Genomic DNA, 21,157 nt, shown 5'->3' on the forward strand with positions numbered 1-21,157 from the left:
GCGCGGGGGCCGGGTCAGCCGGCCGGCCAGGTGAAGCGCGGTGCCCTGCGCTCCAGGAAGGCGGTGGCGCCTTCGGTGATGTCGCCGCTCGCGTGGGCCACCGCCGCCCAGTGGGCGCCGCGCTCCCCGGCCTCCGCGGCCGGCACGTCCCAGGTGCCGTCCGCCAGTTCCTTCGCCGCGGTCTGCGTCAGCAGCGACCGCCCGGCCAGCACGGCGGTGAACTCCGTGACCCGCTTGCCCAGTTCGCCTTCGGGCAGCACCTCGTCCACCAGGCCGGTACGCAGCGCCCGCGCGCCGTCGATCAACTCGGCCGAAAAGAGCAGGTACTTGGCGGCCGACACCCCGACAAGACGGACCAGCCGACGGGTGGCGGACGCCGGATAGACGATCGCCAGCTTCGCAGGCGTCACCCCGAACAGCGCGCCCTCCTCCGCGAACCGCAGGTCACAGGCGGCCGCCAACTGGCAGCCGCCGCCCACGCAGTACCCGCGCACCGCCGCGAGCGTCGGCTTCGGAAAGGCGGCCAGCGCCTCCTCGGCCGCCACCGCAAGCCCCTGCGACTCCCCGGCCGTCTCCCGCAGCGCCCCGATGTCCGCCCCGGCGCAGAACGTCCCGCCCTCACCGGTCAGCACCAGCGACCGTACGGCGCCCTCGCCCGCCAGCCGCTCCAGCAGCGGCGGCAGCTCCCGCCACATCTGCCCCGTCATCGCATTGCGCTTGGCGGGATTGCTGAGGGTGACGGTCGCTGTGCCGTCGCTGACATGCGTCTTCAGGCCCGGTTCCATGCCCCGGATATTAGAGCGACCGCCCGCGGGCCGGGCGGCTACGATCGCTGGTCTGATGTCAGCAACTCTCGTCGCCAAAGACCTCGCCGCCGGCCACGGCGAGCGCGTCCTGTTCTCCGGCCTTGACCTGGTCGTCGCCCCCGGCGATGTGATCGGCCTGGTCGGCGCCAACGGAGCGGGCAAGTCCACCCTGCTGCGGCTGCTCGCAGGACTGGACGCCCCGGAGGACGGCAAGCTCGCCCTGAGCCCGCCCACCGCCACCGTCGGCCACCTCCCGCAGGAGCCCGACCGCCGCCCCGGCGAGTCCGTCCGCGCCTTCCTGGCCCGCCGCACCGGCGTCACCGAGGCCCAGGCAGCCCTGGACGCCGCCACCCAGGCGCTGGTCGACGAACGGCCGGGCGCCGACGACGCGTACGCCACCGCGCTGGAGCGCTGGCTCGCGCTGGGCGCGGCCGACCTCGACGAGCGGGCCGAGGAGACCGCGGCCCAACTGGGCCTGGCCGTCGGCCTCGACCAGCCGATGACCGCTCTCTCCGGAGGCCAGGCCGCCCGCGCCTCGCTCGCTTCGCTGCTGCTCTCCCGTTACGACGTCTTCCTCCTCGACGAGCCGACCAACGACCTCGACCTGGACGGGCTGCGCCGCCTGGAATCCTTCGTCTCAGGGCTGCGCGCCGGCACGGTACTGGTCAGCCACGACCGCGAGTTCCTGACCCGCACGGTCACCCGCGTCGTCGAGCTGGACCTCGCCCAGCAGCAGGTCAACACCTTCGGCGGCGGCTACGCCTCCTACCTGGAGGAGCGCGAGCGGGCCCGGCGGCACGCCCGTGAGGAGTACGAGGAGTACGCCGGGACCAAGGCCGCCCTGGAGACCCGCGCACACACCCAGCGCAACTGGATGGAGAAGGGCGTCAGGAACGCCCGCCGCAAGGCCACGGACAACGACAAGATCGCCCGCAAGGGCCGCGTCGAGTCCACCGAGAAGCAGGCCGCCAAGGCCAAGCAGACCCAGCGCCTGATCGAGCGCCTCGATGTGGTCGAGGAGCCGCGCAAGGAGTGGGAGCTGCGGATGGAGATCGCCGCGGCGCCGCGGGCCGGCGCGGTGGTGGCCACCCTGCGCGGCGCCGAAGCACAACGCGGCGGCTTCCGCTTCGGCCCGGTGGACCTGCAGATCGACTGGTCGGACCGGGTCGCCATCACCGGGCCCAACGGCTCGGGCAAGTCCACGCTGCTCGCCGCGCTGCTCGGCCGGCTCCCGCTGGCCGCGGGACAGGCGTCGCTGGGCCCCGGCGTGGTGGTCGGCGAGGTCGACCAGGCGCGCGGCCTGTTCCTCGGCGACGCCCCGCTGATGGACGCCTTCCGGGAGTCCGTACCGGACATGGCCCCGGCCGACGTGCGGACCCTGCTGGCGAAGTTCGGGCTGAAGGCGGCGCATGTGCTGCGCCCTGCGCGCACCCTCTCGCCGGGCGAGCGGACCCGCGCCGCGCTGGCCCTCCTCCAGGGCCGTGGCGTCAATCTCCTCGTCCTGGACGAGCCGACCAACCACCTCGACCTGCCGGCCATCGAGCAGCTGGAGTCCGCGCTGGCGTCCTACCCGGGCACGCTGCTGCTGGTCACGCACGACCGGCGGATGCTGGATGCGGTGCACACCACCCGCAGGATCGAGGTCGCGGACGGGCGGATCGCCGACCGGCCGGTGTGAGCGCGGCCGCCCCGCGGCGGGCGCCGGGTCACCGATTTGGCCCTGTGGCGGGCGGCCCGTAGTGTGGGGCGAACCGACGCGGGGTGGAGCAGCTCGGTAGCTCGCTGGGCTCATAACCCAGAGGTCGCAGGTTCAAATCCTGTCCCCGCTACTCCTTACGGCAGCAGGCCCGGTGCTCAGGCACCGGGCCTGCTGCCGTCTGCGTCCCTCCGGCCCCCGTCCCGCCCTGCCCCCGCCTCTGATACGCGGTATACCAGGACAAAAGTGGCGGACTGAGGAGACGGCAATGATCGGCAGATCCTCCCGCGACCGGCCGCCGGGCCGGACCCGCGACCGGCAGACCCGGCGGCTCGGCCGCGGCTTCGGACGGCTCATGGCGCTCGGCGTCATCCTCGTCGCCGCCGGCCTCGTGGGCCTGGTCTACGTAGGGGTGGCGACGCTCACCTCGATGCTGCTGTTCGGCTGGCTGCTGCTTATCGGCGGGGTGGTCGGCCTGTTGCACGCCATCCAGTCACGCGGCTCGAACTTCTTCTGGCTCGCGGTGATCGTGGCGGCGCTGAACATCGCGGCCGGTGTCGTGGTGATTCTCAGGCCGGGCGTCACGGCCGCCGCGCTGACCATGTTCGCCGCCCTGCTCTTCCTGACCGGCGGTGTCTTCCGGCTGGTCGGCGGGGTGGTGGTGCGCGGGCCGCAGTTCGGCTGGACGCTGGTGCAGGGCGCCTTCGGCATCCTGCTGGGCGTCCTGGTGCTCAGCGACTGGCCGCACAGCAGCCGGTACGTGCTGGGCTGCTTCTTCGCCCTCGCGCTGCTCTTCGACGGGCTGGGGCTGTTCGCGCTGGGGTTCGGCGGGCGCCGGATCGTCGGCATGGTCACGGAGAACCGGGAGGCCGGCGAGCGGCACGGGCCGAGCTGGGCGCAGGAAGGGGTGGCGAATGGCTCGGAACATTCGCCGACCGCGCCCTGGCGCTCCCTGAGAAAGAAACAAAAGGGACAAGGCCGGTCTCAGGAGTGATTGACCAGGACTTAATCGGTCAATGGGCGCCAATACGTGCTGACTTGTGTTCAGCAGGGCGACCCGGACCGGCGCATTCTCAACACTCGACCTGTGAGGATGCCTTCCGGACCACCCGCAGAACCTCCCGAGGAGCTGGCCGCTCCGCCCGCGTACGAAGGTGTCTGGCGGTTCACCACCCCGCCAGAGGCGGCATCGGTGCCCCAGGCGCGCCACGCGGTCAGGGAACTGCTCGACGACCAGCAGGTGCCCGTCGCCCCCGCCATCCTGGACGGCCTGCTGCTGATCGTCTCCGAACTCGTCACCAACGCCGTCCAGCACGCCGCCCTGCTCTCGCCCGAGATCGCCGTACAGCTCACCATCGGCGCGGACCGGCTGCGGGTAGCCGTCGAGGACAGTCATCCCTGCCGGCCCAAGGCCCTGGAAGCGGACGAAGACGACGTCGGCGGCCGGGGCCTGTGGCTGGTCAAGGTGATCACCGCGGAGGTGGGCGGCACGTGCGATGTCGTGCACACCGCGGACGGCGGCAAGGCCATCTGGGCCGAACTGCCGCTGTCCCCCCTCCCGGCAGGACCGCCGCGCCCTACCAGCCCGCCGACGGCCCCGTCAGCTCCCGCACCGCCGGACGCGCGGCGTCCAGCACGGTCATGAACCACGCGGAGAACGGCAGGTCCGCATGGCGCTTGGCCAGCTCGTCCGGCGTCACGAACGCGATCTCGCCGACCTCTTCGGGATTGGGCGCGGGATCGTTGCGCACCAGCCCGACGAAGAGGTGGTTGAACTCCTGCTCCACCAGGCCGGACGCCGGGTCCGGATGGTTGTAGCGCACCGTGCCCGCCTCGGCGAGCAGCGACGGGGCGAGCCCCAGCTCCTCGGCGGTCCTGCGGGCCGCGGCGGCGAACGGCGTCTCACCGGGGTACGGGTGGCCGCAGCAGGTGTTGGACCACACGCCGGGGGAGTGGTACTTCTCCAGCGCCCTGCGCTGGAGCAGCAGCCGGCCCATCTCGTCGAAGAGGAAGACCGAAAAGGCGCGGTGCAGTTGGCCTGGAGGCTGATGGGCGGCGAGCTTCTCCGCGGTGCCGATCGTCGTGCCGTCCTCGTCGACCAGCTCCAGCATGATCGGTTCGGCGGCGCCGTCCGGTGCGTTCACCGCCGAGTTCCCGGCGGTCTGTCCGTTGGCAGGTGTGATCGGCATGCCCATCCTTGTCGTCGGTCTTCGGGGCAAGTCTGCCCTAGGCGCGTCCGCATCACGGGCCAACCGGTGTCCCGCGGTGCGCGGCGGCGCGGGACACCCTGCCCAGGTCGGCCCCGAGGGGAGCGAAAAGGCGCCGAACGCCGGACGAACGCCGGGAGCCGGAAACGGCCGTCGGCATACGCGCCGCCGCCCCGGGACGGGCCCGTTCCGGATAGGCCGGACGGTGAGAAGGTCCACAGCCCGAACCGCGGCCCGCGGCCGCCCAGGAACGCGCCGCGGTCCTGGCCGCTCCGGAAGCCCGGGTCGCCTGACCTGGCATGGTCCTCACCACAACCGTCACGGACCAACCCACACCACCCGTGACCAGCCCGCTCATAACCGGCACCGGAACGCGGCCCCGGCAGGGACGGCAGTTGTTCATGCGCCACCCGATCCACCATGATGATCGCGGCAGGCGCAGCCGTCGGTCACTCGATCGTGCGGTGAATGCGCGGTGAACGGCCGCATCCCGCGATCCGATAGCCTCTGCCGACGTGCCACCCGGCCCGCCGGAGGCCAGGTGTGCCACGCCCGCTGCCCGGGTAGTTCGTATCGAATGCGGACCGACCGGCGCTGCCTTGTCAGCATCCAAGGAGTGAGTTCGTCTGTCGACCGCCATCCTCACCGGTCCGCCGGTCGCCGGGTCGCCGCTCGAAGGCGACCTGCGCGCGCTGGGCTTCGACGTCCGCACGGCCGATGATCCCCTGACCGCCGCCGAGCTGATCGCCGCGGTGCCCGCACAGGAGCGGGTCGCCGTCGTCGACCCCCGCTTCGTCGGACACCGGCACACCCTCCGGCTGGCGCTCACCGACCCCCGCTTCCCTGCCGCCGCCGTACCGGGCGCCCTCACCGCGCAGCCCGAAGCGCGCGCCGCACTGACCCACGCGGCCACCAAGATCCCGGTCGGCGCCGGCACCGCACACCTCACCGACGTCCTCACCGGCACCCTGACCGACGCGCTGGAGCGCGCGGACGTCGGCCTGCAGCGAATCGAGCTGGGCAGCCTGGTCGCCGCCGTACCGCTCACCCCCGCCCAGCGGGAGGACGCCCAGGAAGCGGTCGCCGCCGTCGACGGCGAGGCGGTACGGCTGCGCACCGCGGTCAAGTCCCGCGACGGCTTCTTCACGACGCACTGCATCAGCCCGTACTCCCGCTACCTCGCCCGCTGGTGCGCGCGCCGCGGACTGACCCCCAACCAGGTCACCACCGCCTCGCTGCTCACCGCGCTGATCGCCGCAGGCTGCGCGGCCACCGGCAGCCGCGGCGGCTTCATCGCGGCCGGCGTCCTGCTGCTCTTCTCCTTCGTCCTGGACTGCACCGACGGGCAGCTCGCCCGCTACTCGCTCCAGTACTCGACGATGGGCGCCTGGCTCGACGCCACCTTCGACCGCGCCAAGGAGTACGCCTACTACGCGGGCCTGGCGCTGGGTGCGGCCCGCGGCGGCGACGACGTATGGGCGCTGGCGCTCGGCGCGATGGTGCTCCAGACCTGCCGCCACATCGTCGACTTCTCCTTCAACGAGGCGATCCACGTTGAAGGAGGGGCGAGCGCCAACACCAGCCCCACCGCCGCGCTCTCCGACAAGCTCGACAGCGTCGGCTGGACGATCTGGGCCCGCCGGATGATCGTGCTGCCCATCGGCGAACGCTGGGCCATGATCGCCGTGCTGACCGCCCTGACCACCCCGCGCATCGTCTTCTACGCCCTGCTCATCGGCTGCGCGCTGGCCGCCTGCTACACCACGGCAGGACGGGTACTGCGCTCGCTGACCCGCAGGGCCCGGCGCACCGACCGCGCCGCACAGGCGCTCGCCGACCTCGCCGACTCCGGCCCGCTCGCCGAGCTGATCGCCGGCACCATGCGCGGCCGCAGCCGCGCCGGCTCCTTCCTCGCGCCGGCCATGGCCTTCCTCTCCGCCGCCGTCCTGCTGGTCTGCGTGATCTTCGAGGACGACCCGGCCTCCTGGCTGACCGTAGGTGTCGCCGCCTGTGCGGCGCTGCTGTCCGGCGTGGCCGTCGCCCGCCCCCTCAAGGGCGTTCTGGACTGGCTGGTGCCGCCGTTCTTCCGCGTCGCCGAATACACCACGATCCTGGTCCTGGCCGCCCGCGCGGACGTACCGGGAGCGCTGCCCGCGGCGTTCGGGCTGGTCGCGGCGGTCGCCTACCATCACTACGACGTGGTCTACCGCATCCGTGGCGGCAGCGGAGCCCCGCCGCGGTGGCTGGTCCGTGCGGCCGGCGGCAGTGAGGGACGGATCCTCGTGGTCACCGTCCTCGCCGCCCTGCTGTCCCCCTCAGGTTTCACCATCGCGCTCACGGCGCTCGCCGTCGCGGTGGCCCTGCTGGTGCTCGCCGAGAGCATCGGCTTCTGGGTGTCCTCCGGAGCACCCGCCGTACACGATGAAGGAGAACCCGCATGATCGGCCTCGTGCTGGCAGCCGGCGCCGGACGGCGTCTGCGCCCCTACACCGACACCCTGCCCAAGGCTCTGGTGCCGGTCGATGGGGACACGACCGTCCTGGACCTGACCCTCGGCAACTTCGCCGAGATCGGCCTGACCGAGGTCGCCATCATCGTCGGCTACCGCAAGGAAGCCGTGTACGAGCGCAAGGCCGCCCTGGAGGCGAAGTACGGCCTCAAGCTCACCCTGATCGACAACGACAAGGCCGAGGAGTGGAACAACGCCTACTCCCTGTGGTGCGGCCGTGATGCGATCCAGCACACCGTGATCCTCGCCAACGGCGACACCGTGCACCCGGTCTCCGTCGAGAAGACCCTGCTCGCCGCCCGCGGCAACGGCCAGAAGATCATCCTCGCGCTCGACACCGTCAAGCAGCTCGCGGACGAGGAGATGAAGGTCGTCGTCGACGGCGACAAGGGCGTCCGCAAGATCACCAAGCTGATGGACCCGGCGGAGGCCACCGGCGAGTACATCGGCGTCACCCTCATCGAGGGCGAGGCCGCGGCCGAGCTGGCCGACGCGCTGAAGACCACCTTCGAGCGCGACCCCGACCTCTACTACGAGGACGGCTACCAGGAGCTGGTCAACCGCGGCTTCACCGTCGACGTGGCGCCCATCGGTGACGTCAAGTGGGTCGAGATCGACAACCACGAAGACCTCGCGAAGGGCCGTGAGATCGCATGCCAGTACTGACCCGCCTCATCCCGTCCCCGGTCGTCGTCGACATCAACGCCGGCGCCCTGGACGACCTGGCGGGCCTGCTGGCCGATCAGCGCATCTCCGCTTCCGGCAAGCTCGCCATCGCGATCAGCGGTGGCTCCGGGGCACGGCTGCGTGAGCGGCTGTCCCCCGCACTGCCCGGCGCCGACTGGTACGAGGTCGGCGGCGGCACCCTCGACGACGCGATCAAGCTCGGCGACGCCATGAAGAAGGGGCACTACGACGCGGTCGTGGGCCTCGGCGGCGGCAAGATCATCGACTGTGCGAAGTACGCCGCGGCGCGCATCGGGCTGCCGCTCGTCGCCGTCGCGACGAACCTGTCGCACGACGGCCTGTGCTCGCCGGTCGCGACTCTCGACAACGACGCGGGCCGCGGCTCCTACGGTGTGCCGAACCCGATCGCCGTGGTGATCGACCTCGACATCATCCGCGAGGCACCGGTCCGCTTCGTCCGCTCCGGCATCGGCGATGCCATCTCCAACATCTCCGCGGTCGCGGACTGGGAGCTGGCGCACCGCGAGAACGGCGAGGCGATAGACGGGCTGGCCGCCGCCATGGCGCGCCAGGCCGGCGAGGCCGTACTGCGGCACCCCGGCGGCGTCGGCGACGACAACTTCCTCCAGGTGCTGGCCGAGGGCCTGGTCCTCACCGGCATCTCGATGTCCGTCGCGGGCGACAGCCGCCCGGCATCCGGCGCCTGCCACGAGATCAACCACGGCTTCGACATCCTCTTCCCCAAGCGGGCCGCGAGCCACGGCGAGCAGTGCGGCCTCGGTGCCGCGTTCGCCACGCACCTGCGCGGGGACAAGGAGATGTCGGCGCTGATGGTCGAGGTGCTCCGGCGGCACGGCCTGCCGGTCACGCCGGGTGAGATCGGCTTCACGGACGAGGAGTTCGTCCAGGTCGTCGAGTTCGCACCGAAGACCCGTCCCGGGCGCTACACGATTCTGGAGCACCTGGACCTGTCCACCGACGAGATCAGGGACGCATACGCCGACTATGCCAAAACCATCAGTAGCTGAACTCCGCCCGGTCGTTCACCCTCCGGGCGTGAAGGACCGGCGGAGCGGCGAGCACTGGGCCGGTCGGCTCTACATGCGCGAGGTCTCGCTGCGCATCGACCGGCACCTGGTGACCACGCGGGTCACGCCCAACCAGCTGACCTACGTGATGACCGTCGCCGGCGCCCTCGCCGCCCCTGCCCTTCTGGTGCCGGGGATCTGGGGCGCCGTGCTCGGCGTGGTGATGGTCCAGCTCTATCTGCTGTTCGACTGTGTCGACGGCGAGATCGCCCGCTGGAAGAAGCAGTACTCGATGTCCGGGGTCTACCTGGACCGGGTCGCCGCTTACCTCTGCGACGCCGCGGTGCTGGTCGGCTTCGGGCTGCGCGGCGCCGACCTGTGGGGCTCCGGGCGGATCGACTGGCTGTGGGCCTTCCTCGGAACGCTCGCCGCCCTCGGCGCGATCCTGATCAAGGCGGAGACGGACCTCGTCGGCGTCGCCCGTCACCAGCAGGGCATGGCGCCGGTCAAGGAGGCGGCGTCCGAGCCGCGTTCGTCCGGTGTGGCGCTGGCCCGCAAGGCGGCCGCGGCGCTGAAGTTCCACCGGCTGGTCCTCGGCATCGAGGCGTCCCTGCTGATCCTGGTCCTGGCCGTCGTCGACCAGATCCGCGGCGACCTGTTCTTCTCCCGCCTGGGCATCGCCGTGCTGGCCGGCATCGCGGTCCTCCAGACGCTGCTCCACCTCGTGTCCATCCTCGCCTCCAGCAGGCTCAAGTGACGGGGGCGCCGTCGATGCGTATCGGTGCGGTCGTTCTGACCATGGGCAACCGCCCCGAGGAACTGCGTGCGCTGCTGGACTCGGTCGCCAAGCAGGACGGCGACCCGGTCGAGGTCGTGGTCGTCGGCAACGGTTCGCCGCTGCCCGAGCTGCCCGAAGGCGTACGGACCGTCGAGCTGCCGGAGAACGTCGGCATCCCGGCGGGCCGCAACGTCGGCATCGAGGCGTTCGGGCCCGGCGGCACCGACGTCGACGTCCTGCTCTTCCTGGACGACGACGGGCTGCTGGCGCGGACCGACACCGCCGAGCTGTGCCGCGAGGCGTTCGCCAAGGACGACAGGCTCGGCATCATCAGCTTCCGGATCGCCGACCCGGACACCGGCGAGACCCAGCGCCGGCACGTACCGCGGCTGCGTGCTTCGGACCCGATGAGGTCCTCCCGTGTCACCACCTTCCTGGGCGGCGCCAATGCCGCACGGACGAAGGTGTTCGAAGAGGTCGGCGGGCTGCCGGACGACTTCTTCTACGCGCACGAGGAGACCGACCTGGCCTGGCGGGCGCTGAACGCGGGCTGGCTGATCGACTACCGGTCGGACATGCTGCTGCTGCATCCGACCATGGCGCCCAGCAGGCACGCGGTCTACCACCGCATGGTCGCCCGCAACCGCGTCTGGCTGGCCCGGCGCAATCTGCCGGCCCCGCTGGTTCCGGTCTATCTCGGTGTCTGGTTCCTGCTCACCCTCGCCCGGCGTCCTTCATGGCCTGCGCTGCGCGTCTGGCTGGGCGGCTTCAAGGAGGGCTGGACGACCCCGTGCGGTCCCAGGCGCCCCATGAAGTGGCGTACCGTTTGGCGCCTGACCCGGCTGGGCCGCCCTCCCGTCATCTGACAAGCTCCTATCTGAGAGCATCAGGCGCGATCCGGGGCGTGGCCCCGGCAGCGCACCTTGAGGACGAAAGTGTCAACTGTGAGCGAGACCACGCACGACAGTGCGGTCGCCATGAGTGCCCCGCCATCTCCCGACGACGGGCTCACCCCGGCCCAGCTGGCCCATAAGTACGGGCTGTCGCAGAGTGGAGCCCGGCCGGGCCTGTTCGAATATGTCCGGCAGCTGTGGGACCGGCGGCATTTCATCGCGGCCTTCTCCAGCGCCAAGCTGACCGCCCAGTACAGCCAGGCGAAGCTGGGCCAGGTCTGGCAGGTGGCGACGCCACTCCTCAACGCGCTGGTGTACTTCTTCATCTTCGGCCTGCTCATGGGCGGCCGCGGATCGATGAAGAACGACGTCTACATTCCGTTCCTGGTGACCGGTGTGTTCGTCTTCACCTTCACCCAGAGCTCGGCGATGGCCGGCGTCCGGGCGATTGCCGGGAACCTCGGCCTGGTGCGCGCGCTGCACTTCCCGCGCGCCTCGCTGCCGATCTCGTTCGCGCTCCAGCAGCTCCAGCAGCTGCTCTTCTCGATGATCGTGCTGTTCCTGATCCTGGTCGGGTTCGGGCACTACCCGTCCTGGTCCTGGCTGCTGATCTTCCCGACGCTGGCCCTCCAGTACGTCTTCAACACCGGCCTGGCGCTCGTCATGGCGCGGGCCGGTGCCAAGACCCCTGACCTGGCCCAGCTGCTGCCGTTCATCATGCGCACCTGGATGTACGCGTCCGGCGTCATGTACAACCTGACCGAGCAGCTGAGGGGCAAGCACGCCCCGGAGTGGCTGATCAACACCTTGGCGTCCAACCCGGCGTCGGTCTACATCGACCTGATGCGGTTCTCGCTGATCAACCACGGCTTCAACAAGGCCGACCTGCCGCCGCACGTCTGGGCGCTCGCGCTCGGCTGGGCCGTGGTCGCCGGAGCCCTGGGCTTTGTGTATTTCTGGAAGGCTGAGGAGCGTTACGGTCGTGGCTGAGCAGCAGAACGACACCGGCGCGCAGCCGCAGCCGCAGCCGCAGGCACCGGCCGCCCCGGTCACCCCCACCGTGATCGCCGACGATCTGCACATCGTCTACCGCGTCTACGGAGGCAGCAGCGGCAAGGGCAGCGCGACCGCCGCACTGAACCGCATCATCCGCCGCAAGCCGGGCGGCAGCGTCCGCGAGGTGCACGCGGTCAGGGGCGTCACCTTCACTGCCTACCGCGGCGAGGCGATCGGCCTGATCGGCTCGAACGGCTCGGGCAAGTCGACCCTGCTGCGCGCCATCGCGGGGCTGCTGCCGGCCGAGCGCGGCAAGGTCTACACCGATGGCCAGCCGTCCCTGCTGGGTGTCAATGCCGCGCTGATGAACGACCTGACCGGCGAGAAGAACGTGGTGCTCGGCGGCCTGGCCATGGGCATGTCCCGCGACCAGGTACGCGAGCGCTACCAGGGCATCGTGGACTTCTCGGGCATCAACGAGAAGGGCGACTTCATCTCGCTGCCGATGCGGACGTACTCGTCCGGCATGGCGGCCCGGCTGCGGTTCTCCATCGCCGCGGCCAAGGACCACGACGTGCTGATGATCGACGAGGCGCTGGCCACCGGTGACCGCAAATTCCAGAAGCGCTCCGAGGCCCGCATCCGGGAGCTGCGCAAGGAGGCCGGCACGGTCTTCCTGGTCAGCCACAACAACAAGTCGATCAGGGACACCTGCGACCGGGTGCTGTGGCTGGAGAAGGGCGAACTCCTGATGGACGGCCCGACCGACGAAGTGATCAAGGCGTACGAAAAGGAGTCGGGCAAGTAGCCCGCCGCGTCGCCCAGGCCCCCGCGAGTCCGGCTCGCGGGGGCCTGCTCCATTAATGGCTGGCCAACTCGGCGGCGGCAGGGAACAGTTGGCGCCGATTCGATGTTGACCCGATCGTTGTCCGGGTGTTCGGTACCCCCTCGGACGCCGGTGAGATCTACGGCGTAAGCTGTACGGGTACTGAACGGCACAAGTGGTATAAGTCGGGCAATGCTCACTTTTCGGGCGGTTAATGGCCTGGTCGGGCGCGTCGCGACCTGCGGCGTGTCCGAAATGGGATGTTTTGACTTGGCGGTGTAGAACGGGAGACGTGACGGCAATGGCTACTGGATCGCTCCGGCTCCGAAACGCGCCGGGCAGCCTTCGGTGAGCCGAGGAACGGCTGAGGCCCCCGGCCGGCCGACGGACGCTCAGTCACGCACCGTCCTCGACCAGGCAGCCCACGAAAACTTCCCGGTGGCGCCGTTCTTCCTGCCCCGCGCCTGGCGCGGCGACCTGATGGCCGTCTACGGCTTCGCCCGGCTCGTCGACGACATCGGGGACGGCGACCTCGCACCCGGCGGCGGCGACGCCGCCCTGCTCGGCCTGAAGCGCACCCGCAGCGACGATCGCCCGGCGATGCTCGACGCCCTGGAAGCCGACCTGCACCGTGTCTTCAGCGACCGCGCCCCCGGCCCCTGGCACCCGCTCATGCGCCGCCTCGGTCCCACTGTCCGCCGTTGCGCGCTCACCCCGGAACCGTTCCTCGGCCTGATCGAGGCCAACCGCCAGGACCAGCGGGTCTCGCGCTACGCCGGATACGCCGATCTCGCCGCGTACTGCGAACTGTCCGCCAACCCCGTCGGCCGGCTGGTGCTCGGCATCACCGGCACCGCAAGCCCCGAGCGCATCCGGCGCTCGGACGAGATCTGCACCGCCCTGCAGATCGTCGAGCACCTCCAGGACGTGGCCGAGGACCTCGGCCGCGACCGCATCTACCTGCCCGCAGAAGACATGGAAAAGTTCGGTGTCACCGAGGCGGATCTGGCCGCCCCGAGCGGCAGCGCTGCGGTGCGCGCGCTGATCGCTCATGAGGCGGCACGCGCCGGTGACCTGCTCGACGCCGGTGCCCCGCTGGTGGGCAGCGTGCACGGCAGGCTCAGGCTGCTGCTGGCCGGCTTCGTCGCCGGCGGGCGCGCCGCACTGAGGGCCATCGCCGCCGCCGATCACGACGTACTCCCTGGACCGCCCAAGCCGACCAAGCTCAGCCTGCTGCGCGAGGTGGGGGCGACATTGCGAAGAGAGGGGTGAGTCGGACCGTGGAGGCAACCGCACACACATCCGCGCCGGTGCTCGCTGCATACCGCTACTGCGAGGCCGTGACCGGGCATCAGGCCCGGAACTTCGCGTACGGCATCCGACTGCTGCCCGCAGGCAAGCGGCAGGCCATGTCGGCGCTCTACGCCTTTTCCCGCCGGGTCGACGACATCGGGGACGGCGCCCTGGAGCCGGAGGCCAAGCGGAGCCGCCTGGAGGACACCAGGGCGGTGCTGGCCCGGGTGAAGGACGGCGAGGTCGAGGAGGACGACACCGACCCGGTGGCCGTCGCGCTGAGCGACGCCGCCCGCCGCTTCCCGCTGCCGCTCGGCGGACTCGACGAGCTGATCGACGGCGTCCTGATGGACGTGGCGGGCGAGACGTACGAGACCTGGGCTGAGCTGAAGGGCTACTGCCGCTGCGTCGCCGGGGCGATCGGCCGGCTCTCGCTGGGCGTGTTCGGCACGGTTCCCGGCGCACGCGACGTCGCACGCGCCCCCGAGTACGCCGACACCCTCGGCCTCGCCCTCCAGCTGACCAACATCCTTCGCGACGTCCGCGAGGACGCCGGGAACGGCCGCGTCTACCTCCCCGCCGAGGACCTCGCGAAGTTCGGCTGCTCGGCCGGATTCGACGGTCCCGTCCCGCCGCCCGGCGCCGACTTCGCCGGCCTGGTCCGCTTCGAGGTGGCCCGAGCCCGTGCGCTGTTCGCCGAGGGATTCCGGCTGCTGCCGATGCTCGACCGGCGCAGCGGCGCCTGCGTGGCGGCGATGGCAGGTATCTACCACCGTCTGCTGGCCCGCATCGCGGCCGACCCGGAGGCCGTCCTGCGCGGCAGGGTGTCGCTGCCCGGCAGGGAGAAGGCGTTCGTCGCGGTGCGCGGGCTCTCCGGTCTCGACGCCCGTGCGATCGGCCGCCGCCGGCCCGTCAGGGGGCGCTGATGATCCGCCCGCCCGTCCGCGGAAGTCACTCTTCCGTGTCGGCCCCACGGGCAACCCTCCTTCGGACGCCTGCGTCCATGACTGTCGTACGGGGGGAGAACTCATGACAGCGGGAGCGCAGCGGGACGGCCGCGGGCACCGCGCGGCGTCCGGCGGTCCTGAAGGGGCGAGCGCGGTCGTCGTCGGCGGTGGCCTGGCCGGCACCACAGCGGCGCTGGCGCTCGCCGACGCCGGGCTCCGGGTCACCCTCGTGGAGGGCCGGCCGCGCCTCGGCGGGCTGGTCTTCTCCTTCCGCCGCGGCTTCGGCAGCGGCGACCTCAGCGTCGACAACGGCCAGCACGTCTTCCTGCGCTGCTGCACCGCCTACAGCGGCTTCCTGGACCGGCTCGGGGCCGCCCACCTGGTGCCCCTCCAGGACCGTATGGACGTACCGGTCCTGGACGCCGACCGGATGCGGCTCGGGCGGCTGCGGCGCACCGCGCTGCCCGTGCCGCTGCACCTCGCCAGGAGCCTCGCGCTGTACCCGCACCTGTCGCCCGCCGAGCGGGCCGGTGTGGTGCGCGCGACGCTGGCGCTCAAGGGGCTCGACCTGGACGACCCCGCGCTGGACGCGGTGGACTTCGGCAGCTGGCTGCGCAGGTACGGCCAGTCGGCCCGTGCCGTCGAGGCGCTGTGGGACCTCGTCGGCGTCGCCACCCTCAACGCCACCGCAGGCCACGCCTCGCTGGGTCTGGCGGCCAAGGTCTTCAAGACCGGGCTCCTCTCCGACCCGGGTGCGGCCGACATCGGCTGGTCCCGCGTGCCGCTCGGCGAGGTCCACGACACGCTCGCCCGCGCCGCCCTGGAGAAGGCCGGCGTGCGCGTCGCCCTGCGCACCCGTGCGGGGCGTGTCGCGCGTACGGACGACGGCTGGCAGGTCTCGGTCGGCAGCGGGCCGCACGACCGCGAGCAGCTGACCGCCGACACCGTTGTGCTGGCCCTGCCGCAGCGCGAGACGCACGCCCTGCTGCCGGACGGCGCGCTGGACGACAAGGACCGGCTGCTCGGCATCGGCACCGCGCCGATCCTCAACGTCCACGTCGTCTACGACCGCAAGGTGCTGCGCCGCCCCTTCTTCGCCGCGGTCGGCTCCCCGGTCCAGTGGGTCTTCGACCGCACCGACGCCTCCGGCATCGCCCAGCTCCCCGAGGGCGCGGGCTGCCAGTACCTCGCCCTGTCGCAGTCCGCCGCGCAGGAGGAGATCGAGGAGCCGGTCGCCAAGCTGCGTGCCCGCTATCTCCCGGAGCTTGAGCGGCTGCTGCCCGCTGCCCGCGGCGCCCGGATCCGCGATTTCTTCGTCACCCGCGAACGCACCGCGACGTTCGCCCCCGAACCGGGCGTCGGCAGGCTCCGCCCCGCCGCCCGTACCCGAACCGCCGGCCTGTACCTGGCCGGTGCGTGGACCGCCACCGGGTGGCCCGCGACCATGGAAGGCGCCGTGCGCAGCGGTACCGTTGCCGCGCGCGAGGCGCTCACCGAACTCGGCTTCCCCCAGGGCCAGTTGCCCCAGGAGGCGGCATGACAACGAGCACCAGCGCTCGCACGAGCACGAGCATCGGAAACAGAGGAGAAACCGTGAACCCGGCTTCCCCAGCTATCGACACCGAGAGCGTCACCGCGCTGCTGGAGCGTGGCAGGACACTCGCCACTCCTGTGCTGCGTGCCGCCGTGGACCGGCTCGCTCCTCCCATGGACACCGTCGCCGCCTATCACTTCGGGTGGATCGACGCCGAGGGACGTCCCTCGGCGGCCGACGGCGGCAAGGCGGTACGGCCCGCACTGGCCCTGCTGTCCGCCGAGGCGGCGGGCGCCGCGCCGGAGATGGGCATTCCCGGCGCGGTGGCCGTCGAGCTGGTGCACAACTTCTCGCTGCTGCACGACGACCTCATGGACGGCGACGAGCAGCGCAGACACCGCGACACGGTGTGGAAGGTGCACGGTCCCGCCCAGGCCATCCTGGTCGGTGACGCGCTCTTCGCCCTCGCCAACGAAATACTGCTGGAGCTCGGCACGGTCGAGGCCGGCCGCGCGACGCGCCGGCTCACCCTGGCCACCCGCAAGCTGATCGACGGTCAGGCCCAGGACATCTCCTACGAGCACCGCGAGCGGGTCACCGTCGCGGAGTGCCTGGAGATGGAGGGCAACAAGACCGGCGCCCTGCTCGCCTGCGCCGTCTCCATCGGTGCGGTACTCGGCGGAGCCGACGACCGCACCGCAGACATCCTCGAAAAGTACGGCTACCACCTCGGTCTCGCCTTCCAGGCGGTCGACGACCTGCTCGGCATCTGGGGCGACCCGGACGCCACCGGCAAGCAGACCTGGAGCGACCTGCGCCAGCGCAAGAAGTCGCTGCCGGTCGTCGCGGCCCTCGATGCCGGAGGGGCCGCGTCCGAGCGCCTGGCCGGCATCCTCGCGGCCGACGCGAAGAAGAGCGAGACCGAGATCGCCGACTTCACCGAGGAGGAGTTCGCCTCCCGCGCGGCCCTGATCGAGGAGGCCGGCGGCCGCGAGTGGACCTCCCAGGAGGCCCGACGCCAGCACGCCACGGCCATCGCCGCGCTGGACGAGGTGGACATGCCGGAAAGGATCCGCGCGCAGCTCGTCGCGCTCGCGGACTTCGTCGTCGTACGAGAGAGATGATCACCATCGACACGAACTGATCGCAGTCGCCGGCCGGTGCCAGCCGGGCGCCGGCCGACGGAATCCCTGAGCACGCTTCACAGTTCACTGCAGAAGGGGAAGCCATGACAGCGACGACCGACGGAAGCACCGGGGCGCTGCAGCCCCGGGCCCCTTCGGCCAGCGATGCCACCGCTGAGACAACCGAAAACACCGCAGCAACAGCAGGTACACGGACCGCCGTTCAGCCCGATACGGCGGCCGCCGCCCGACGCGCGACGGCCCGCGCCACCGCCCATCTCCTCGCCGCCCAGGACCCCGCCGGATGGTGGAAGGGCGACCTCGAAACCAACGTGACGATGGACGCCGAGGACCTTCTGCTCCGTCAGTTCCTGGGCATCCAGGACCCGGAGCTCACCGCAGCCGCCGCCCGATTCATCCGTGGCGAGCAGCGCGAGGACGGCACCTGGGCCACTTTCTACGGCGGCCCCGGCGAAATCTCCACCACCATCGAGGCGTACGTGGCGCTCCGGCTCGCCGGTGACGCGCCGGACGCGCCCCACATGGCCAGGGCCTCCGCCTGGATCCGCGAGCGCGGCGGCGTCGCCGCATCCCGCGTCTTCACCCGCATCTGGCTGGCCCTCTTCGGCTGGTGGAAGTGGGACGACCTTCCCGAACTCCCGCCGGAACTCATCTACTTCCCGAAGTGGTTCCCGCTCAACATCTACGACTTCGGCTGCTGGGCCCGGCAGACCATCGTGCCGCTGACCATCGTCTCCGCCAAGCGCCCGGTGCGCCCCGCGCCGTTCGCCCTGGACGAGCTGCACACCGATCCGCGCCGTCCCAACCCCCCGCAGCCGCTCGCGCCCGCGGCCGGCTGGGACGGCGTCTTCCAGCGCCTCGACAAGGCGCTGCACCTCTACCACAAGGTCGCCGTACGCAAGCTGCGCGGCGCGGCGATGCGCTCGGCGGCCCGCTGGATCATCGAACGCCAGGAGAACGACGGCTGCTGGGGCGGTATCCAGCCACCCGCCGTCTACTCCATCATCGCCCTGCACCTCCTCGGGTACGACATCGACCATCCCGTGCTGCGCACCGGCCTCGCGTCCCTGGACCGGTTCGCGGTATGGCGCGAGGACGGCGCCCGGATGATCGAGGCGTGCCAGTCCCCGGTCTGGGACACTTGCCTGGCCGCCATCGCACTCGCCGACGCCGGGCTCCCCGCCGACCATCCGCAGCTGGTCAAGGCCGCCGACTGGATGCTCGCCGAACAGATCGAGAGACCCGGCGACTGGATGGTCCGAAGGCCTCAACTCCCGCCCGGGGGCTGGGCGTTCGAGTTCGAGAACGACAACTACCCGGACATCGACGACACCGCGGAAGTGGTGCTCGCGCTGCGCCGGATCGCGCACCCGGACCAGGAGCGGGTCGCGGCCGCCGTCCAGCGCGGGGTGCGCTGGAGCGCCGGGATGCAGTCGAAGAACGGAGCCTGGGGCGCCTTCGACGCCGACAACACCAGCCCGTTCCCCAACCGCCTGCCGTTCTGCGACTTCGGTGAGGTCATCGACCCGCCGTCCGCCGATGTCACAGCCCACGTGGTCGAGATGCTCGCCGACGTCGGCCGCACCGACGACCCGCGCACCCGCCGGGGCATCGACTGGCTGCTGGCCGAACAGGAGCCCAGCGGTGCCTGGTTCGGGCGCTGGGGCACCAACTACGTCTACGGCACAGGGTCGGTGCTCCCCGCGCTGGCCGCGGCCGGCATCCCCGCCTCGCACCCCGCCGTCCGCCGCGCCGTCGGCTGGCTGGAGCGGGTGCAGAACGAGGACGGCGGCTGGGGAGAGGACCAGCGCTCCTACCGGGACAAGAGCTGGGCGGGGCGCGGCGCCTCCACCGCTTCGCAGACCGGCTGGGCGTTGATGGCGCTGCTCGCGGCCGGCGAGCGGGAGAGCGAAGCCGTCCGGCGCGGGGTGCGCTGGCTGGCCGACACCCAGCTCGACGACGGGTCCTGGGCCGAGCCGTACTTCACCGGCACCGGCTTCCCGTGGGACTTCTCCATCAACTACCACCTGTACCGGCAGGTCTTCCCGCTGACGGCGCTGGGCCGTTACGTCAACGGCGGGCCGGCCGGCGCGCCGCTGGGGGACTGATGCCGAGACGGCCCCCGCCGGAGGGCGGCCCCCCGCTGCTGGTCGCCTGCGCGCTCGGCATCGAGCGGTTCGCACTGCGGCGCGGCGGCCGTGGCGGCGACCGCACCCCGGTGGTCACGCTGCGCACCGGCATGGGCCCCCAATCAGCCGAACGGGCTATGGCGAAAGCACTGCGCGAGGGCGCCGTCACCGAGCACTCCCCGGTGATCGCCAGCGGCTTCTGTGCCGGGCTCGCCCCGGGGATGCGGCCCGGGGACGTCGTCGTGGCCGACCGGACGCGCGATCACCGGCCGGACGCACCCGAGGTGACCTGCCACGACAACGAACCGCTGCTGCGGGCCCTGCGCGCACGCGGGCTGACCGTGCACACCGGGCTGCTGCGCGGCAGCGATCACGTCGTGCGCGGCGTCGAGCGGGCCGACCTGCACGCCGCGGGCGCCGTCGCGGTGGACATGGAATCCGCGGCGACGCTCCGCGCGGCGGCCGGCTCCGGTGCCCGCCCGGTTGCGGCCGTCCGGGTGGTCGTGGACGCTCCAGAACATGAACTCGTACGCATTGCGACCGTGCGCGGAGGAATATCGGCCTTCCGCGTCCTGCGGTCCGTCCTTCCTGTTTTTTTCGAATGGCACCGTTCTTTGTTGCTCCCCAGGAGGTGAGCCAGATGGTTATGCCGCTCCGCCAGTCCATCAGGGTCGGGACCTATCTCTTTGAACAGAAGCTCAGGAAACGTGAGAAGTTTCCGCTGATCGTGGAACTGGAACCGCTCTTCGCCTGCAACCTCAAGTGCGAGGGCTGCGGGAAGATCCAGCATCCGGCGGGCGTGCTCAAGCAGCGCATGCCGGTCGCGCAGGCCGTCGGCGCGGTGCTGGAATCCGGCGCTCCGATGGTCTCCATCGCGGGCGGTGAACCCCTGATGCACCCGCAGATCGACGAGATCGTGCGGCAGTTGGTGGCGAAGAAGAAATATGTCTTCCTGTGCACCAACGCGATGTTGATGCGTAAGAAGATGGAAGAGTTCACGCCCTCCCCGTTTTTTGCGTTCGCGGTGCACATCGACGGTATGCGCGAGCGGCACGATGAATCCGTCGCGAAGGAGGGCGTGTTCGACGAGGCGGTGGCGGCCATGAAGGAGGCCAAGCGGCGAGGATTCCGCGTCACGACCAACTCCACCTTCTTCAATACGGACACCCCGCAGACCATCATCGAGGTGCTCAATTACCTCAACGACGACCTGAAGGTCGACGAGATGATGCTGTCGCCCGCCTACGCCTACGAAAAGGCCCCCGACCAGGAGCACTTCCTGGGTGTCGAGCAGACCAGGGAGCTGTTCAAGAAGGCGTTCGCCGGGGGCAACCGCCGGCGCTGGCGGCTCAACCACAGTCCGCTCTTCCTCGACTTCCTGGAGGGCAAGGCGGACTTCCCGTGCACCGCCTGGGCGATCCCCAACTACTCGCTCTTCGGCTGGCAGCGGCCCTGCTACCTGATGAGTGACGGCTACGTCCCGACGTACCGGCAACTCATCGAGGAGACCGACTGGGACAAGTACGGCCGCGGCAAGGACCCGCGGTGCGCCAACTGCATGGCGCACTGCGGATACGAGCCGACCGCCGTCCTCGCCACCATGGGCTCGCTGAAGGAATCCCTGCGCGCGGCGAAGGAGACCATCGCGGGGAACCGCGGGTGACGTGAGGGCCGTGGAGGCCG

19 protein-coding genes and 1 tRNA gene are annotated in these 21,157 nt (G+C 71.1%); 18 read left to right on the forward strand and 2 right to left on the reverse strand.

The window, feature by feature from the left end; translation table 11 throughout:
• Window positions 1-14: 14 nt before the first annotated feature.
• Window positions 15-785 (reverse strand): enoyl-CoA hydratase/isomerase family protein, encoded by a 771-nt coding sequence (locus LIU39_RS01105; protein WP_227043509.1) that lies wholly within the window; start codon window positions 783-785, stop codon window positions 15-17.
• 55 nt (window positions 786-840) lie between these two features.
• Between LIU39_RS01105 and LIU39_RS01110 the strand changes: the two genes are divergently transcribed.
• The 4 genes from LIU39_RS01110 to LIU39_RS01125 all read left to right on the forward strand — a co-directional run bounded on the left by LIU39_RS01110 (window position 841) and on the right by LIU39_RS01125 (window position 4,147).
• Entirely contained in the window at window positions 841-2,484 is a 1,644-nt protein-coding gene (locus LIU39_RS01110) for an ABC-F family ATP-binding cassette domain-containing protein (protein WP_227043511.1), read from the forward strand.
• Window positions 2,485-2,561: 77 nt separating this feature from the next.
• Window positions 2,562-2,635: transfer RNA gene (locus LIU39_RS01115), tRNA-Met, on the forward strand.
• Window positions 2,636-2,770: 135 nt separating this feature from the next.
• Entirely contained in the window at window positions 2,771-3,496 is a 726-nt protein-coding gene (locus LIU39_RS01120) for an HdeD family acid-resistance protein (protein WP_227043512.1), read from the forward strand.
• Window positions 3,497-3,595: 99 nt separating this feature from the next.
• The gene (locus LIU39_RS01125; protein ID WP_227043670.1) at window positions 3,596-4,147 is read left to right on the forward strand and encodes an ATP-binding protein; all 552 of its coding nucleotides are present in this window, start codon (window positions 3,596-3,598) and stop codon (window positions 4,145-4,147) included.
• Here the strand turns inward: LIU39_RS01125 and idi are convergent.
• Window positions 4,080-4,691, reverse strand: a complete 612-nt coding sequence (idi, locus tag LIU39_RS01130; protein ID WP_227043515.1) for an isopentenyl-diphosphate Delta-isomerase — start codon at window positions 4,689-4,691, stop codon at window positions 4,080-4,082. The genes LIU39_RS01125 and idi overlap by 68 nt on opposite strands.
• A 644-nt stretch (window positions 4,692-5,335) precedes the next feature.
• On the opposite strand from idi, the gene LIU39_RS01135 reads away from it, so the two are divergent.
• From LIU39_RS01135 to hpnH, 14 genes are all read left to right on the forward strand, one after another.
• On the forward strand, window positions 5,336-7,150 hold the full coding sequence (locus LIU39_RS01135) for a DUF5941 domain-containing protein (RefSeq protein ID WP_227043671.1): 1,815 nt from the start codon (window positions 5,336-5,338) through the stop codon (window positions 7,148-7,150).
• Window positions 7,147-7,884, forward strand: a complete 738-nt coding sequence (locus tag LIU39_RS01140; protein ID WP_227043517.1) for a phosphocholine cytidylyltransferase family protein — start codon at window positions 7,147-7,149, stop codon at window positions 7,882-7,884. The genes LIU39_RS01135 and LIU39_RS01140 overlap by 4 nt, the downstream gene beginning before the upstream one ends.
• Window positions 7,872-8,933: an iron-containing alcohol dehydrogenase family protein gene (locus LIU39_RS01145; RefSeq protein ID WP_227043519.1), complete on the forward strand. Its 1,062-nt coding sequence runs from the start codon at window positions 7,872-7,874 to the stop codon at window positions 8,931-8,933. Before LIU39_RS01140 ends, LIU39_RS01145 begins: the two co-directional genes overlap by 13 nt.
• A complete protein-coding gene (locus LIU39_RS01150) occupies window positions 8,911-9,690 on the forward strand; it encodes a CDP-alcohol phosphatidyltransferase family protein (protein WP_227043520.1) in 780 nt (259 codons plus the stop codon). The genes LIU39_RS01145 and LIU39_RS01150 overlap by 23 nt, the downstream gene beginning before the upstream one ends.
• 14 nt (window positions 9,691-9,704) lie before the next feature.
• Window positions 9,705-10,577: a glycosyltransferase family 2 protein gene (locus LIU39_RS01155; RefSeq protein ID WP_227043521.1), complete on the forward strand. Its 873-nt coding sequence runs from the start codon at window positions 9,705-9,707 to the stop codon at window positions 10,575-10,577.
• A 78-nt stretch (window positions 10,578-10,655) separates the two neighbouring features.
• Window positions 10,656-11,594 (forward strand): ABC transporter permease, encoded by a 939-nt coding sequence (locus tag LIU39_RS01160; protein ID WP_227043522.1) that lies wholly within the window; start codon window positions 10,656-10,658, stop codon window positions 11,592-11,594.
• Window positions 11,587-12,408: an ABC transporter ATP-binding protein gene (locus tag LIU39_RS01165; RefSeq protein ID WP_372463761.1), complete on the forward strand. Its 822-nt coding sequence runs from the start codon at window positions 11,587-11,589 to the stop codon at window positions 12,406-12,408. The genes LIU39_RS01160 and LIU39_RS01165 overlap by 8 nt, the downstream gene beginning before the upstream one ends.
• Window positions 12,409-12,774: 366 nt before the next feature.
• Window positions 12,775-13,698 carry a squalene synthase HpnC gene (gene hpnC, locus LIU39_RS01170; protein ID WP_227043523.1) on the forward strand — a complete coding sequence of 308 codons (924 nt, stop codon included), beginning with the start codon at window positions 12,775-12,777 and terminating at the stop codon, window positions 13,696-13,698.
• On the forward strand, window positions 13,695-14,645 hold the full coding sequence (gene hpnD, locus LIU39_RS01175) for a presqualene diphosphate synthase HpnD (protein WP_227043525.1): 951 nt from the start codon (window positions 13,695-13,697) through the stop codon (window positions 14,643-14,645). The genes hpnC and hpnD overlap by 4 nt, the downstream gene beginning before the upstream one ends.
• A gap of 103 nt (window positions 14,646-14,748) precedes the next feature.
• Entirely contained in the window at window positions 14,749-16,206 is a 1,458-nt protein-coding gene (gene hpnE / locus LIU39_RS01180; protein WP_227043526.1) for a hydroxysqualene dehydroxylase HpnE, read from the forward strand.
• Window positions 16,207-16,259: 53 nt separating this feature from the next.
• A complete protein-coding gene (locus LIU39_RS01185) occupies window positions 16,260-17,324 on the forward strand; it encodes a polyprenyl synthetase family protein (RefSeq protein ID WP_227043530.1) in 1,065 nt (354 codons plus the stop codon).
• Window positions 17,325-17,428: 104 nt separating this feature from the next.
• On the forward strand, window positions 17,429-19,453 hold the full coding sequence (gene shc / locus LIU39_RS01190) for a squalene--hopene cyclase (RefSeq protein ID WP_227043532.1): 2,025 nt from the start codon (window positions 17,429-17,431) through the stop codon (window positions 19,451-19,453).
• On the forward strand, window positions 19,453-20,109 hold the full coding sequence (locus LIU39_RS01195; RefSeq protein ID WP_227043533.1) for a phosphorylase family protein: 657 nt from the start codon (window positions 19,453-19,455) through the stop codon (window positions 20,107-20,109). The genes shc and LIU39_RS01195 overlap by 1 nt, the downstream gene beginning before the upstream one ends.
• A 5-nt stretch (window positions 20,110-20,114) precedes the next feature.
• Window positions 20,115-21,137 (forward strand): adenosyl-hopene transferase HpnH, encoded by a 1,023-nt coding sequence (gene hpnH, locus LIU39_RS01200; RefSeq protein WP_227043535.1) that lies wholly within the window; start codon window positions 20,115-20,117, stop codon window positions 21,135-21,137.
• The last annotated feature ends 20 nt before the right edge of the window (window positions 21,138-21,157 follow it).

The sequence above is a fragment of the Streptomyces pinistramenti genome (genome assembly GCF_020564935.1).
Taxonomy (GTDB): domain Bacteria; phylum Actinomycetota; class Actinomycetes; order Streptomycetales; family Streptomycetaceae; genus Streptomyces; species Streptomyces pinistramenti.

What these genes read in the sequence shown, in the direction of transcription:
- hpnE (WP_227043526.1), top strand. Translation starts at nt 14,749, where the DNA reads ATGACAGCGGGAGCGCAGCGGGACGGCCGCGGGCACCGCGCGGCGTCC.
- LIU39_RS01150 (WP_227043520.1), top strand. Translation starts at nt 8,911, where the DNA reads ATGCCAAAACCATCAGTAGCTGAACTCCGCCCGGTCGTTCACCCTCCG.
- LIU39_RS01145 (WP_227043519.1), top strand. Translation starts at nt 7,872, where the DNA reads ATGCCAGTACTGACCCGCCTCATCCCGTCCCCGGTCGTCGTCGACATC.
- LIU39_RS01105 (WP_227043509.1), bottom strand. Translation starts at nt 785, where the DNA reads ATGGAACCGGGCCTGAAGACGCATGTCAGCGACGGCACAGCGACCGTC.
- LIU39_RS01125 (WP_227043670.1), top strand. Translation starts at nt 3,596, where the DNA reads ATGCCTTCCGGACCACCCGCAGAACCTCCCGAGGAGCTGGCCGCTCCG.
- LIU39_RS01120 (WP_227043512.1), top strand. Translation starts at nt 2,771, where the DNA reads ATGATCGGCAGATCCTCCCGCGACCGGCCGCCGGGCCGGACCCGCGAC.
- LIU39_RS01140 (WP_227043517.1), top strand. Translation starts at nt 7,147, where the DNA reads ATGATCGGCCTCGTGCTGGCAGCCGGCGCCGGACGGCGTCTGCGCCCC.
- LIU39_RS01155 (WP_227043521.1), top strand. Translation starts at nt 9,705, where the DNA reads ATGCGTATCGGTGCGGTCGTTCTGACCATGGGCAACCGCCCCGAGGAA.
- idi (WP_227043515.1), bottom strand. Translation starts at nt 4,691, where the DNA reads ATGCCGATCACACCTGCCAACGGACAGACCGCCGGGAACTCGGCGGTG.
- hpnH (WP_227043535.1), top strand. Translation starts at nt 20,115, where the DNA reads ATGGTTATGCCGCTCCGCCAGTCCATCAGGGTCGGGACCTATCTCTTT.
- shc (WP_227043532.1), top strand. Translation starts at nt 17,429, where the DNA reads ATGACAGCGACGACCGACGGAAGCACCGGGGCGCTGCAGCCCCGGGCC.
- LIU39_RS01195 (WP_227043533.1), top strand. Translation starts at nt 19,453, where the DNA reads ATGCCGAGACGGCCCCCGCCGGAGGGCGGCCCCCCGCTGCTGGTCGCC.
- LIU39_RS01110 (WP_227043511.1), top strand. Translation starts at nt 841, where the DNA reads ATGTCAGCAACTCTCGTCGCCAAAGACCTCGCCGCCGGCCACGGCGAG.